Below are 15,074 nucleotides of genomic sequence, written 5' to 3'. Positions count from 1 at the left end.
TTTCCGCTTTTAAATTGCCATTATATATAACATGCGGTAAATACATTGAAATATAATAGCAAATTACCATACTTGCTTCAATCAACTCTGTTGCTTGATTCAGGTTATTTATATTCTCTGAAGCTTGTGTTATTAGTCTGCTAATCAGTGTATTCCTGTTGTTTTATATATTTGATATAAATATTAATATATTCTTTTATTGCTTGTGAAATTGGATGTTTCTAATGTGTGAATCTTTAAGAGCAGTGAAACTATATCGGGTTATGTGTGTATAGGTAAATAATTTATGTGCTATATGCTGTATAAAGTCTATTTGTATGGCTTATGCCAAGGCACAATTTATAATTACTTTACCATTTTTTGTACAATATGGCTTCACTGAATACTTCTACTAGTAGTTCACCAGGCATAGAAGTTTCTTCTAAAAGAATAGAAGTAATCGATGCGTTGCGTGGCTTCTCTCTGCTTGGAATCATCCTTACTCATACTACTTACTCTTTTTTAGAAACAACTGGCCAACCAACCGATATATCTGATGCCGGTAGTTTAAGCACACTTGATAATCTTATCAAGATGGGTGTACAGGTGCTGGCAACAGGGAAATTCTATAGCATCTTCTCTTTCTTGTTCGGCTTAAGCTTTGCCATACAACTTAGAAGTGCCAGAAATAAAGGAGTACCGTTTGTCGGCCGCTTTGTATGGCGACTTGCCATTTTGTTAGTGATCGGCTATATCCATACCATGTTATACCCAAGAGATGTGCTGCAGATCTATGCGCTCTTAGGGCTTGTGCTAATTTTTTGTGTTGATTGGTCTAAAGTAAAGTTGCTTATTGGCAGTGCTGTGTTGCTGGTGATAAGTGTATTGGTAACTGTTTTTTCTGCCCAGGTGGAAGCAGTAGTATTCCCTCCTATAACTGCCGCTAACAATTATGCCATTAGTGATGTATTTGGGGTAGCAAAATTCGCCTTTCTGATACCGTCTGGTAGAATGTTTGTTACCATAGCCTTGTTTATGCTAGGGCTTTATGCAGGCAAAAGAAACATATTTAAACTAACTCCTGAAAATAATACACTCCACAACAGGTTGTTTTGGTGGGGCGGAATCTTTACTGTGTTAAGCACGGGTATTATTGGTTTGGTGGGTTTTGCCGGTTTTGGATCTGCTTCAGGAGCAGAAGTCGTTAAGATTATCTGCATGGCTGTTCAGAAGCTTGCCTTATCTGCCTTTTTTGTGGCAGCTATTGTAAAGCTCTTCCAGGGCGAAAACTTTATTAGTGCTGCGCTGCAGTGGCTGGTGCCGGTGGGCAGAATCGGGCTTACCGTTTATGTAACACAGTCATTGTTTATGGTTGGCTTTTATGAGCTTTTTCTTGAGCCGGAAACACTTAGTGCCGTTGGATTAGCGTTTTCGGTGGTTGTTACCCTGTTATTTTACGCTGGGCAAATGTTATTTGCGCATTGGTGGATGGTAAACTACAGGCTGGGCCCGCTGGAGTGGCTCTGGCGCTCATTAACCTATATGAAAATACAGCCTATCAGAAAAAGCAGAAACAGTATAATTGAAGCTGATACATTAGGAGGCACGGCTGTTCCTCTAAAGTAAAAGCTATAGGTGATACAATTAAAAAGCAGGATAATTTTATCCGGCTTTTTAATTACCTTACCAACTCCTGGGTTCTGTTAGCGTCTATTGCCAGTAGTATGAACAATAAAATTGTGAATGACCAAAGGGAGGACCCGCCATAGCTGAAGAAGGGCAGTGGTATGCCTACTACAGGTGCCAGACCAATCGTCATTCCTACGTTTACCAAGAAGTGGAAAAAGATGATAGAGGCTACGCAATAACCGTATGTGCGGCCAAAAACCGACTTCTGCCTTTCCGCTAAAGAAACAATTCTGTATAAGAGCAGCATAAACAATCCGATTAAGATAGTACTGCCCACCCAGCCGTGTTCTTCACCAATGGTACAGAAAATAAAGTCAGTGCTTTGTTCCGGCACAAAATCGAATTTAGTCTGTGTCCCTTCTAAAAACCCTTTACCAATAAGGCCTCCCGAACCTATCGCAATCTTGGATTGTGTAACGTTCCAGCCAAAGCCCAGTGGGTCTGCTTCCGGGTTGATAAGGGCTTTGATACGGTTCTGCTGGTGGGGCTGCAGAATGTCATTCACAAAGTAATCAACACTAAAGATCATGGCTACCACAACGCCAAAAAGCGCAATCATTAGCTTTAGGCGGCGCATCAGGCGGTAATCGAGCCATACGGCCAGGGCCATCAGTACGGCAACACCTATAATCAGGTACAGCTTTGGTACCAGCAATGTCAGGATAAAGATTGCAGCAGCTGAGCCTCCAATGATAAGAATCAGGGGCGACATCCCCTCTCTGAAGTAGGCCAGGATGAAAGCTCCGAACACAAGGGCCGATCCTGTTTCATTCTGTAATACAATAATAGCCGGAGGCAGAAAGGTGAGCACAAGCAGGATAGCCTGATCTTTCAGCTTCTGATGGCGCAGGTTAATGCTGCTCAAATATTTAGAAACGGCCAGCGCTGTAGCAAACTTGGCTAGCTCAGCAGGCTGCAGGCGCACACCACCGCCAAGGTCGAGCCATGAGCGGGAGCCGGCAATAGGAGAAGCTACTGCTAACGTAAACAGGAGGAGTAGTATAATAGCGCCATAGATGGGGTATGCCAGGTGCTCATAAATTTTATAATCCACTACCATTAACACAATAATAAGCACAACAGAGGCGCTTATCCATAGCAGCTGTTTACCTGAGTTAATATCCATGCTGAAAATATTAACCACATTGTCCGGGCTGTAAACGGCCGCATAAATATTCATCCAACCCAGTGTTAGCAGTACCACATAAAGCAGTACAGTTACCCAGTCCAGGTTCTGAAGTATTTTGTTGGAAGAGCGGTTGCTGCTACGCGGTGCGATTCTATGTTTTGATATCTTCTGCTCAACAGCCATGGCTTACTTTGATTTGATGTTCATATACTCTCTGCTCAGTACCCATTTCTCCTGTTCCTTTATTGTAACAGAATCTGTCAGGTACTTCTCAATCAGCAGGCCGGCTATAGGGGCAGCTGATTGTCCACCCCATTTACCATGCTCTACATACACAGCAATGGCAATTTTAGGATCATCTTTCGGGGCAAAGGCTATAAATACAGCATGGTCCGGACCTTGAGGGTTTTGTGCCGTACCGGTTTTCCCGCACACAGTGATGCCTACTTTCTCAAGGTTAGCTCTTCGGGCTGTGCCCGCGCGCACTACTTCTGCCATACCTTCGATAATTGGCTCGAAGTGTTGCGGTTTAATGGAAGTGTAGTGGCGCTTCTGATACTCTTCCAGAGGTTTGCCGTGCTCTCCTACAGATCGAATAATGTGGGGCGTAACATAATATCCCCTGTTAGCGATGACAGATGCAAAGTTTGCCATCTGAAGCGGCGTTACCCCAAGTTCCCCCTGCCCGATACTTAAAGAATATATGGTGGAGTATTTCCACCTGTTCTGGCCATATACGCGGTCATATAAATCAGGAGAAGCTATAATGCCTTTTTTCTCTCCCGGTAAGTCGATGCCTAATTTGCCGCCGAAACCAAAGCTTAGCACCTGCTCCCGCCAGTCTTTCAAGCCAATGGAGGTATCAATAAACGTATTTTTTGATTTACCCTGGTTGATGAGCGCTTTGTATGCCTGGAAGAAGTACGGGTTGCAGGAATGTTGTACAGCTCCGTACAGGTCGAGTGGTGAGGGGTGGTTGTGGCAATTCACCAGCGATTTAATGCAGGCAAACCGTGTATTGGGCGTAATAACACCTTCCTCCAGTGCGATAAGCGCCTGTGCCAGTTTAAAAATAGAACCAGGAGGGTTCCTATCGGCCATAACCGGGCGGTTAAACATGGTTTTATCTTTATCCTGGAGCAGCGACATGTAGTTCTTTCCGTAATCCTTGCCCGTAAGCACATTCGGATCGTAGAAAGGCGCGGAAACATAGGCCAGCACTTCTCCTGTGGATGGCTCTATGGCTACTATGCTACCTTTGGCACCGTCCATCAGGTACTCGCCATAAGCTTGCAGGTCCAGGTCTATGGTACTCACCAGGTTTTGCCCGGCAATAGCCAGTGTATCGTAGGCACCATCCTTAAAAGAGCCTTTCTCTACACCGCGCACATTCACCATTTTATACTTAACCCCACGCTTGCCCATCAGGTATTTTTCATACTCCAACTCTATACCACTTTTGCCGATATAATCGCCGGGTCTGTAGCCTTTGTAGGTGGTGTCTTCCAGCTGTTTCGGGCTGATTTCAGCAATATAGCCAAGTGCGTGCGCCAGGCTCTTGTGCGGATAGCCACGGGCAGTACGGGCATTGATATAAAATCCGGGGAAATCAATCAGGTTGTCCTGGATGTGGGCAAAATCCTGTGTACTTAATTTCTGAAAGAAGATAGAAGGCTTTACCCAGGAATAGGCTTTGGCTTTCTTGATGCGCTCACGTGCGTCTTCCAGCGGGATGTCCAGTAGCTGGCAAAGGCGCAGGGTATCAATCTGCTTGGCCTCTTTCGGAACAATCATCAAGTCGTATACAGGAGTGTTTTGTACCAGTAGCTTACCGTTCCGGTCATAAATGAGTCCCCGGAAAGGATACTGGATAATGGCCTTAATGGCGTTTGTTTCGGCAGCCTGTTTATAACTGCTGTCTACCACCTGAATGTAGAAGAGCCTGATGGCGTAGACAATGCCTACTACCAGAAATATGGCCTTGATAACGTACTTTCTGTTTTCCAAATAATTCATCTACTAGCTCTCTTTACAGAGAAGAACAGTAATTGCAGAATCACCATGACGGTACATGTAAAAATGGAACTGAGCAGGATTTTAGCCAGCATGTAAGCAGCATCCATAAAGTTCAGGCTTTCCAGAAAGAAGACCATCGCATGGTGTGTTACTATGAGTAAGGTAGCGTAAGCTAAGAACCAGCGGTATCCCATTATATGTATGTTCACGGAATCGTTGGTATCGTAACCATCGCGTGGCGTAAGAAGGTTCAAAATGTAGGGCCTTAAATAAGCCAGCAGCACACTTGCTCCTGCATGAATGCCCAGGGTATTATAAAAAATATCTACCGTACCACCGGCCAGAAAGCCCAGGAACAGGAGGAATACTTTATTTATATTGATTGGCAGAAACAGCAGGAAGGCCACATAAATATAGCAGAACCCTGTTTCGAAGAGCACCAGGTTGTCTATCAGCAGAATCTGCAAAGCGACAAACAGTACAAACTGTGCAATATGTTTTATTCCGAAGCTGCTATTCATGGGGAACTATGCCTGCGTCTTGTTCTAACTGTTCACGCTCTTCTTTATACCTGTCTTCTACTACATACACATAGGAGAGCTGTGCAAAGTCTACTGAAAGCGTAACATGGATGGTATAGAAACTCTTATCCGGCTCCTGCTCAATTTCGCTGATAGTGCCTACCATAATGCCTTCCGGGAAAACCGTATTATAGCCACTTGTCAATATCGTATCGCCTACCACAGGTTTCACATGAAGTGGTATGTAATCCAGCAGTGCGGTACGGTAATCGCCCCCGGCCCATTTAATAGAGCCAAACGTGTTGTCTTTTTTAATTTTGGCGGAGATAAGCAGCTGTGAGTGGAGAAGCGATGTAACAGTTGAATAATGTTCTGAAACGGTTTTGATACGGCCCACCACACCTTTAGATGAAATAACACCCATGCCCGGCTGTACACCGTCTTTGGTGCCGATAGAAAGCGTAAGGTAGTTATTGGTTCTGCGTATAGAGTTGCCTATTACACGACCGGAATGCAGTATATAAGGTTTGTTCTGTAAAGTATCCGTGGGAGCATACATAACGGTATCCAGCTGATCTGTACTATCGGCTTGTGCTTCCAGCTTATACTGTAGCAGCTCTTCTCGCAGGGCAGCGTTTTCCTGAGCCAGAATGCCATTAACAGCAGTCAGCCTGAAATAGTCGGTTACACCACTCTGAAATTCCAGTACACGGCCCACATACGTGTTGGCGGAGTTAAAAAAGGCTGCTCCCTGGTAGGTGTTAAATCGAACTACCAGGAAGACGCAGAGTGCCTCCAGAATCACGAATATGAGGAATGCACGGAACCGATATATAAATGCAAAAAGATTCCGCATGTGTGGCTGTTACGTCAGGAGCACGTTTCTAAAGCCTTCGATATCTTTTATAGCTGCACCAGTACCTCTTACAACTGCTCTCAATGGATCTTCTGCCACGTGTATAGGCAGTTTTGTTTTGGCAGCCAAACGCTTGTCCAAACCTCGCAGTAAAGCTCCACCACCTGTCAGGTGAATGCCGTTGTCATAGATGTCGGCAGAAAGTTCAGGAGGGGCAATCTCTAATGCTTTCAGAACGGCTTCTTCGATTTTTGAAACTGATTTATCCAGGGCAATGGCAATTTCCTGGAAAGTAACTTTAATGACCTTCGGAATACCTGTCATCAGGTCGCGGCCACGGATATCGTAGTCTGCCGGAGGGTTTTCAATCTCTGTTAAAGCAGCACCAACCTCGATTTTGATTTTCTCGGCCGAACGCTCTCCGATCAGCAGGTTGTGCTGGCGGCGCATATAGTCCAGAATGTCTTTTGTAAACACATCGCCTGCAATACGGATAGACTGATCGCAAACGATACCGGAAAGTGCTATAACGGCAATCTCTGTAGTACCACCACCAATGTCTACAATCATAGAGCCGATTGGCTGCTCTACATCAATGCCGATACCGATGGCAGCTGCCATCGGCTCCTGTATCATCCAAACTTCCTTGGCACCGGCATGCTGAGCCGAGTCACGTACGGCACGCTTCTCTACTTCCGTAATACCTGATGGAATGCAGATGACCATGCGGTGAGAAGGCTGGAACAAACGACGTCCTGTATCGATCATTTTGATCATACCACGGATCATCTCTTCCGCTGCGTGGAAGTCGGCAATTACACCGTCTTTCAGAGGGCGTATAGTGCGAATGTTCTCATGCGTTTTCTCGTGCATCTGCATAGCGTTACGCCCTACGGCAATCACCTTACCAGATGTGCGGTCAATAGCGATGATAGAAGGCTCATCGACTACAATTTTATCGTTATGGATGATAAGGGTATTAGCGGTACCCAAATCGATGGCTATATCACTTGTTAAAAAATTAAATAGTCCCATTCTGAATCGGTTAAGGCGTGCGGTGCCTTGTTATATTTTTAATATAGTATATTTCTAGTCAAAAACTTGCGGCAAAATTAGTGAATTTCAGCAGAATTAATAACGAAATAGCTTAACTGTGTAAAGATTTAAATTTTTTTCTCTTAAAATGATGGCTGCACCGTCTGTAGCTGCCTTAAAATTGTTTGGGGCTCCAAGCCTGGAAATTGGATTTTAGAGTTTTTGCAGGCTTTGTACGAGCCAATGCTGTAATGGTGTAAGCTTGCTTTTCTTCTATAAAAAAGCGGTCCCACTCCATATCCGGAAGTGGGACCGCTTGGTGTTGTGGTACTAATCAGGCTTTTACCGGATCAGGCTTACCTGGCCCTGCAGCAAGTGCATTGGGTTTAAGCTTTTTTATTAGTGTTTAAAGTGGCGGATACCTGTCATCACCATGGCCATATTATGGGCATCGCAGTACTCAATAGAGTCTTTGTCCTTAATGGAACCACCTGGTTGTACCACAGCCTTTATTCCTGCCTGGTCAGCAATTTCGACGCAGTCAGGGAAAGGAAAGAAGGCATCGGATGCCATTACTGTTTGGCTTACATCAAAGCCGAAGCTTTTTGCTTTTTCGATGGATTGACGAAGGGCATCTACACGGGATGTCTGGCCTACACCGCTCGAGAACATCATTTTGTCTGTTGCCAGCACAATAGTGTTCGATTTAGTGTGTTTACAAACTTTAGCTGCAAAAACTAACGCTTTCTTTTCTTCGGCAGTCGGCTCACGTTTGGTAACCGTGGTAAAGTCGGCTTCTGTTTCTGTTTTCAGGTCTTTATCCTGCTCAATTACACCGTTCAGCAGCGTTTTAAACAGCTTCTTGGGAAGTTCTACAGGCTTTTGCTTCAGTAGAATACGATTCTTTTTAGAGCGGAGCAACTCCAGTGCCTCTGCATCATACTCAGGTGCAATCAATACTTCGAAGAACAGCTTGTTCAGTTCTTCGGCGGTACCTAAATCAATGGTTCTGTTGGCAATAATTACACCGCCAAAGGCAGAAACAGGATCAGAAGAAAGTGCCAGCAGATAAGCTTCTTTTATGGTGTCGGCAGTGGCGCAACCACAGGCATTGGTATGTTTTAGTATAGCCACAGCCGGTTCTTCAAACTCAGCACCCAACATAACGGCAGCATCCACATCCACCAAATTATTATATGAAAGCTGTTTCCCGTTTAGCTGCTCAAACAAGTCTTCTAACTTGCCATAGAATGTGCCTTGCTGGTGCGGGTTTTCACCGTAGCGTAACGGAGTAGCTTCTCTCACACTTTGCTTGAATACCTGCTCTTCGCTGTTCAGGTAGTTGAAAATGTGTGTGTCGTAATGCGAAGAAACATCGAAGGCTTTGGCTGCAAAGCGCTTGCGGTCTTCCAGATCGGTGGATCCGTCTTTTGCCTGTAGCAATTCCACCACCTCATCGTACTGCTCGCGCGAAGATACAATCAGCACATCCTTAAAGTTTTTGGCAGCGGCTCTGATAAGTGAGATGCCGCCAATGTCAATCTTCTCAATTACATCTGCTTCTGAGGCTCCCGATGCTACTGTTTCCTCGAACGGATACAGGTCTACAATCACTAAATCTATTGCTGGTATTTCATACTGCTCACGCTCCGATAAATCAGATGTATTATCGCGGCGGTGCAGAATGCCTCCGAATACTTTCGGGTGCAGCGTTTTTACTCGCCCGCCAAAAATAGACGGGTAGCTGGTTAAATCTTCTACAGCCACAACTTCAGCACCTTGCTCTTCTAAGAAAGCCTGGGTGCCGCCTGTAGAGTAGATAGTTACATTATGTTGTTTCAGAAGCTCCACCAGTGGCTCCAGGCGGTCTTTATAGTATACCGAAATAAGTGCAGATTTAATTTTAACAGATTGCATAGAAAATGTGCTAATTTATGTATGTGCTGAATTTAAGGACTTTAGTATAAAAGCATTAGATGATACGTTTCATTTACAGCTGTTTATCAATACCTTTCGATGGTATAGTAATTATAGTAACCTAAGACTGTTCCATTACCAGTTTCTCCACAATGCGTGGTAAATGCTTGTGCTCCAGCTTTAGGATACGGGCTGCCAGGTCTTCGGGTGTATCGGTGGGGAGTACAGGGCAGCGCTCCTGCAGAATAAACGCTCCCTTGTCGTATTCTTCGTTCACATGATGAATGGTAATACCAGATTCCTGATCACCTGCCTGAACCACAGCTGTATGCACATGTAACCCGTGCATACCTTTGCCGCCATACTGGGGCAGCAGAGCAGGGTGAATATTGATAATGCGGTTCGGAAATGCCTGTAGCAGGTTTAGCGGAACCAGCCATAAGAAGCCAGCCAGTACAATAAGATCAGGTTTAAACTCCTGTATCTGCTGTACTACTTTGTCGGAGTGATAGAACTCATCGCGTGAAAACAAAAGAGCCGGGACGTGGAAGGTCTCGGCTCTTTTTAGGGCATAAGCTTTCGGATTGTTGGAGAACAGGGCTGCTACACGTATGTGAGCATGGTGCTCGAAGTACTCCATCAGGCGCTGCGCATTGCTGCCTGATCCGGAGGCTAAAATAACTATGTTCTTTTTGTCAGATCGTGTCAAACCAATAGTGCGTATTGAAGCCGCAAATATAAGGGGTTTGGCTGTAGGTTCAGCAACCGAAGTGAATTTTTACTGAAGGAGGTGATGCAGGAATACAGAATGAACATTACCATGATTTTTCAGCCACCCTTAGCTTTGAATGACCAGGTGAAGCTGAACGCTGCTACCACATCGCCCTTTTCGTCGGTGCCAGTACTTCTGGCAGTAACAGTTTGCGGTTCTCCTGCTGCTTTAGCCTGTTCTATGGCGTGCAAAATTTTATCTCCGTCTGTACAGGTAAAGGTAATTTTACCCACAGCTTTTTTCGTGAAGTCAGCCTCCATGTGCACCACCAGCATAGATACAGCAGGTTCAGACCGGTAAACATGCATCATGCACAGTATGCCGGTAGAGAGTTCTGCAGCCATGCTCAGGCAGGCAAAATAAATAGAGCGAAAAGGGTTTTTGTTCAGGTATTTATAGGGTATAGTTACAGCGGCTGTTTTTTCACTCACAAAGCTGACTTTTAACCCTGCCATATAGGCCATGGGTAATTTTGAAAGCATAAACAGGCGCAGCTTCAAAGGAGAAGTAGCTATTTGCCGGAACGCTGCCGATGACGATGGTTTCACTGCTTTTTCTTTTGTATAAGAGATCAGTTGGAAACGGTGCTAACCGTGCAAAAGCTGTAGCTTTACACCAGAAGGATGAAATTCCCCGAAGCTATTCTATAACTAAGAGCGTATTAGGCAGTGGTTGCAGAACATGCTTTGCAAACACCCTGGGCCGAAAAGTGCAGGCTGCTTACTTTGTAGCCTTCAGGCAATTTGAGTTCCGGAATAAGTAGTTCGTTAATACACACTGTCTGGTTGCAGTTGGTGCAACTGAAGTGTATATGATTATCTTGATGGTGATGCTCGTTGCAAGGCTGCTCGCATAGGGCGTATTTAACAGCGCCATTCACATCATTTATACTATGTACAAGACCTTTTTCTTCAAATGTATGCAGCGTTCTGTAGAGAGTAACTCTATCATAACGGTCTCCTAGCATCTGCTCTAAATCGGCATGAGCCAAAGCATGCGTATGATTTAAAAAAACAGCTAATATATCCTGGCGGCAGTTTGTTTTCCGTAAACCGTTTTCTACCAAAATCTTTTGAACCTTCTCCATTCCCTTGTCTTATAACTTCAACAGGTATTACAAATATACTGTTTCTATCCTATAATATAGATACCTTTTAAAGTAGCATAACATCATACAACATTATTTTGCTCAATAAATCAAATCAATTTTCTGAATAACGTATACTTTCTGCACTTAATCCAGTAGAAAAAGAGAATAGTGAATTTAATTTCTTATAAATATAAATCCTTTGCTATATATATACGTAATCAACCGTACTGCCTTTAAAAGGGAGGTAATTTCAAGTAAAAAGTAATCTATTTATAATCATTTACGCAGACCAATGAAAACACTTTTATCTACACTCTTTGTTCTTGTGATTACATGGAGCTTAGGCTTACAAGCTTTCGCACAAGCACCAACCATTACAAGTACCTTAAGCCAGACAGAAAATGTTAAAGCCGGAGAGCTGGTAACATTTACCGTTTCCCTGACTCAAGGTAATATTGCCAATAATACAGCAGTAAAAGGAAGAATCTCTCTTTTAGGTGATAATGTTGCTACACGCCGGCAGTTAGTGAACCTTCAGTATCAGCAGGCAGAAGGGGAAGAATGGCAGTCGCTCTCTTTAAATGAAGCGGGCGTAGTAGAGTTTGGCGCTGAAAACGGATTTCCTCTTGAGGCAAGAACGTTTAATTTCAGGGCAAGATTTAACCTTGAAGGCAGTTATAACCTGCAAATGGCGGTAGTGCCTGCTGCCGGAGGAGATGCTCTTGCTTCTGTAAATCAGAGTATTACTATTTCACAGATGCTTGAACCAACTATAAACAGCACATTAGATGTCATCAGTGCCGGAGAGAGTAAAATCAGAAGCGGCGAAGACGTGCTGTTCCGCGTTTTTGTAGAAGCGCATGATCGTGCAGGTGATGCTGTAAATGTGAGATTCAGATTTACGAATGCTAATCAACATGATAATGTCAGCCTGGTATCTTATAACTTTACTTCTGATACAGAATTTGAGAAAGAGGAGTTAACTGCTTTAGGAGGTGGTGTATGGTTATACGGACCTGAAGGAGGATCTGAGCTGGAAGATTTTAATCAGTTATTTTCTATCAATCTGTCGGAGGCGGGCACTTACAATTATGTGGTTGAACTCCTGAGAACTGATGGAAATGTGCTTGCAGCTGTTAATGAATCGATAGAGGTATTAGCGGGAGCAACTATTGCGAGTACGCTTAATAACCGCCAGAATACAATGCCAGATACAGAAACCGATTTTAGTGTTACTACCACAATGGGAGCCTGGGCAGCCTCTACTAATGTGAGGTATAAGTTTTCGTTTGATCCTGCCCAGGCAGAAAATGTTTCGCTTCAGTATGCGCAAGGAACTGAGTTTGTGGCTCTGACGCTGGATGAGAATGGGGTGGCCTATATTGGAGAAGCAGCCGGAATGCCTTTTACAGCTTCAACTACCAACATGAAAGTTACCTTTGCGGAAGCAGGTGTTTATAACTATACCATCGAACTTATTAATCCTGCCAACAACAACCTGGCTGTAGCCCGGTCTGCTGAACGGGTATTGGTTGGAGTATCGGATGCAGAGCCAACTATCGCCAGCACATTGCATAACAAAGCTGATGTTGTGAAAGATACAGAGGTAGAGTTTATGGTAAACACAACACGTGGTGCAATAGCCGAAAATACACCTGTTCGCCTGCAGTTCACACTTGCCACTCCAGATCAGGCAGAAAATATTGCTTTAATGGCCGACCAGGACGGTAACGGAGAATTTGAAGCTTTAGCGTTTGAAAATGGTGTAGCATATTTTGGAGCAGCCGAAGGTTTTATGTTAGCTGATGCTTCTATGAACTTTAAAGTTACTTTTAATGCGCCGGGTACTTACAACTATACGTTGGCATTGGTTCCTGCTGCTGGCGGAGAAGCGCTGGCCACAGCTACAGAATCTGTTGTAGTGGGAGGTGTTGCAGGTATTAAAGACAAGTTTGTGCAAAATGTTATCCTGGTATATCCTACGGTATCTAATGGTGCTGTATCGGTAGAACTGGGAAGGCTTCGTAATGCTCAGATTGTTATACAGGATATGCTTGGAAGAACAGTAGCGTCTGTTGATAATGCCAATGTAACTGCACGTATCGAAACAGATAAGCTTTCGAAAGGTACTTACTTTGTAAGAGTAGTTTCCGGCTCCGAAATGGCTATGAGCAGGTTCATTGTTAAATAAAGGGCTCTCAGAAGCAAATAAAAAGCCCTGTGCTGCTATAGCAGCACAGGGCTTTTTTATTTGCTTCTATAGCTAAACCTATCCGATCAGCAGCATCGAAAGGATTCCTGTGAGCATAATTACTTTTCCTAAGTTGCTCAAATAAGTGAAATCGCGCTTGCGGTCTGCCCTTGCCAGCTTTACAACCATCCAGATACTAGGGCCAAGCACGGCGATCAGCATGTAGATGTCGAACAGTAAATTTGTTCTTTCATGAAACACTACAATAAAAACGAACAGCTGAAAAATAGCTATGATCGGGTAAAGAAAAAGTTTGGTTTTATGTAAGCCGACAACAATAGGTAAAGTGCGGCAGTCGAAGGAAGCATCGCCTTTTATGTCTTCTGTGTCTTTGATTATTTCTCTGATTAGGGAGATGATACCGGCAAAAATGGCGTAACCTATAGTTATATTATTCAGCACATGAGCATACACAGCCACAACCAATAACATAGAAGAAGATAGGAGGGCTATAACCACATTTCCGATCAGCAGCATTTTCTTAAAGCGGGCCGAATAGCCCCACAACAGTAACGCGGCTCCCATGTTGATAAGCCCTATCGGTATGTACAGCAGTACGCCTATAGCTACGCCAACAAAAGAAAGGATGACGTGAGCAAACATGGCCGGGCGGCGCCGAATGGTTTTGCCCACCACCACACGTTCGGGCTTATTAATGGCATCAATCTTAATGTCATAATAATCGTTGATGATGTAGCCCGCTGCAGCCACTAAAACAGTAGAGAGGGTAAGGCCAAGAAAGCCGGGCTCTAACACTTTGCCGAATTCTATACCGGGCACCAATAGGCAAGCCTGCGCCAGCGCCTGACTTAAAACAATAAGTATAAGGTTTGGAAACCGGATAAGGTTAAGAAATTCTTTCACGTTTATTTAAAAGTAGATGTACAAAGTTACATCTTCAGTAATTGAGCTACAATTGTGGCAGGTGTATAAAAAAAGCCCCTAAGGAATAGGAGCTTTCTGCAACAGTACAGTATATCTTATATCAGATTCGTTGTACGTTAACAGCGTTGATTCCCTTCTTCCCTTCCTGAGTGTCAAATGTAACACGGTCGTGTTGCTGAATCTGCAGACCATTTAAGCCGGTAACATGAACAAAAAAATCCTCATTAGTTCCGTCCTCAGTAATAAAGCCAAAACCTTTAGACTCAATAAAAAACTTTACTTTTCCTGTTTTCATAAAAACCAATAATTAAAATAAATAATTTAAATGTAAAGATAAAATTTAATAATATATATGCAAATTTCTATTTAGAACATTTTTTAAATAGAATAAAATTTAGTATAAATACCTAATTTGTTGTAAGTACTTACCAAGTATCCTGTTCTTTCATAATTTTTTCGATCAATTCGCGTGCTGCCCCTTTGCCGCCGCCTTTGGTCGAGATAAAAGTGCTGATTTCTCTTATATCGTCTGCAGCGTCTGCCGGACAGGCCCGCACACCACATCGTTGCATAACCTCCAGGTCGGGCATGTCATCTCCCATGTAAGCCACTGTGGCAGGATGTATTCCTTGCAAGTAAATATAATCTTCAAAGACATCTACTTTGTCTTCGGCTCCTAAGTAGATATCTTCTATTCCCAGTTCTTCCAGCCTTACTCTTACTCCTGGCTCATTTTTACCTGAGATAATAGCTACTCTGTACCCTTGCCTTAAGGCATGTTTCATGGCAAAGCCATCTTTTATATTAAAGGCGCGTACCTTTTCTCCATCGGCAAAAACATACAACGCCCCGTCGGTTAGCACGCCATCAACATCAAAAATAAAAGTGTTAATCCTGGTTAAATCTGGTTGTGTAATAGACATAGCCTGACTGC

14 protein-coding genes are annotated in these 15,074 nt (G+C 43.8%); 2 read left to right on the top strand and 12 right to left on the bottom strand.

The window, feature by feature from the left end:
* The first annotated feature begins 369 nt into the window (after positions 1-369).
* A complete protein-coding gene (locus tag C1N53_RS15745; protein ID WP_137760223.1) occupies positions 370-1,605 on the top strand; it encodes a DUF418 domain-containing protein in 1,236 nt (411 codons plus the stop codon).
* Positions 1,606-1,657: 52 nt separating this feature from the next.
* Here C1N53_RS15745 and rodA read toward each other — a convergent pair whose 3' ends face one another.
* From rodA to C1N53_RS15700, 9 genes are all read right to left on the bottom strand, one after another.
* On the bottom strand, positions 1,658-2,980 hold the full coding sequence (gene rodA / locus C1N53_RS15740) for a rod shape-determining protein RodA (RefSeq protein WP_137760222.1): 1,323 nt from the start codon (positions 2,978-2,980) through the stop codon (positions 1,658-1,660).
* A 3-nt stretch (positions 2,981-2,983) separates the two neighbouring features.
* A complete protein-coding gene (gene mrdA / locus C1N53_RS15735) occupies positions 2,984-4,813 on the bottom strand; it encodes a penicillin-binding protein 2 (protein WP_137760221.1) in 1,830 nt (609 codons plus the stop codon).
* On the bottom strand, positions 4,810-5,334 hold the full coding sequence (locus tag C1N53_RS15730; protein WP_137760220.1) for a hypothetical protein: 525 nt from the start codon (positions 5,332-5,334) through the stop codon (positions 4,810-4,812). Before C1N53_RS15730 ends, mrdA begins: the two co-directional genes overlap by 4 nt.
* Positions 5,327-6,190 (bottom strand): rod shape-determining protein MreC, encoded by an 864-nt coding sequence (mreC, locus tag C1N53_RS15725; RefSeq protein ID WP_137760219.1) that lies wholly within the window; start codon positions 6,188-6,190, stop codon positions 5,327-5,329. The genes C1N53_RS15730 and mreC overlap by 8 nt, the downstream gene beginning before the upstream one ends.
* A 9-nt stretch (positions 6,191-6,199) precedes the next feature.
* Positions 6,200-7,225 (bottom strand): rod shape-determining protein, encoded by a 1,026-nt coding sequence (locus tag C1N53_RS15720; RefSeq protein WP_137760218.1) that lies wholly within the window; start codon positions 7,223-7,225, stop codon positions 6,200-6,202.
* 399 nt (positions 7,226-7,624) lie between these two features.
* On the bottom strand, positions 7,625-9,142 hold the full coding sequence (purH, locus tag C1N53_RS15715) for a bifunctional phosphoribosylaminoimidazolecarboxamide formyltransferase/IMP cyclohydrolase (protein WP_137760217.1): 1,518 nt from the start codon (positions 9,140-9,142) through the stop codon (positions 7,625-7,627).
* A 121-nt stretch (positions 9,143-9,263) separates the two neighbouring features.
* The gene (gene purN / locus C1N53_RS15710; protein WP_137760216.1) at positions 9,264-9,851 is read right to left on the bottom strand and encodes a phosphoribosylglycinamide formyltransferase; all 588 of its coding nucleotides are present in this window, start codon (positions 9,849-9,851) and stop codon (positions 9,264-9,266) included.
* 119 nt (positions 9,852-9,970) lie between these two features.
* On the bottom strand, positions 9,971-10,462 hold the full coding sequence (locus tag C1N53_RS15705; RefSeq protein ID WP_240773242.1) for a PaaI family thioesterase: 492 nt from the start codon (positions 10,460-10,462) through the stop codon (positions 9,971-9,973).
* Positions 10,463-10,575: 113 nt separating this feature from the next.
* Positions 10,576-11,001, bottom strand: a complete 426-nt coding sequence (locus tag C1N53_RS15700; protein ID WP_137760215.1) for a Fur family transcriptional regulator — start codon at positions 10,999-11,001, stop codon at positions 10,576-10,578.
* Positions 11,002-11,296: 295 nt separating this feature from the next.
* Between C1N53_RS15700 and C1N53_RS15695 the strand changes: the two genes are divergently transcribed.
* Entirely contained in the window at positions 11,297-13,195 is a 1,899-nt protein-coding gene (locus C1N53_RS15695; RefSeq protein ID WP_137760214.1) for a T9SS type A sorting domain-containing protein, read from the top strand.
* 78 nt (positions 13,196-13,273) lie between these two features.
* Here the strand turns inward: C1N53_RS15695 and C1N53_RS15690 are convergent, their stop codons facing one another.
* From C1N53_RS15690 to C1N53_RS15680, 3 genes are all read right to left on the bottom strand, one after another.
* Positions 13,274-14,119, bottom strand: coding sequence for a geranylgeranylglycerol-phosphate geranylgeranyltransferase (locus tag C1N53_RS15690; RefSeq protein WP_137760213.1), 846 nt, complete (start codon positions 14,117-14,119; stop codon positions 13,274-13,276).
* A 121-nt stretch (positions 14,120-14,240) separates the two neighbouring features.
* Positions 14,241-14,435: a cold-shock protein gene (locus tag C1N53_RS15685; RefSeq protein ID WP_137760212.1), complete on the bottom strand. Its 195-nt coding sequence runs from the start codon at positions 14,433-14,435 to the stop codon at positions 14,241-14,243.
* 130 nt (positions 14,436-14,565) lie between these two features.
* Entirely contained in the window at positions 14,566-15,063 is a 498-nt protein-coding gene (locus tag C1N53_RS15680; protein ID WP_137760211.1) for an HAD family hydrolase, read from the bottom strand.
* Positions 15,064-15,074 lie beyond the last annotated feature (11 nt).

Source organism: Pontibacter sp. SGAir0037 (genome assembly GCF_005491705.1).
In the GTDB taxonomy this organism is placed as follows: Bacteria; Bacteroidota; Bacteroidia; order Cytophagales; family Hymenobacteraceae; genus Pontibacter.
This window is presented reverse-complemented; position numbering and strand designations above follow the sequence as displayed.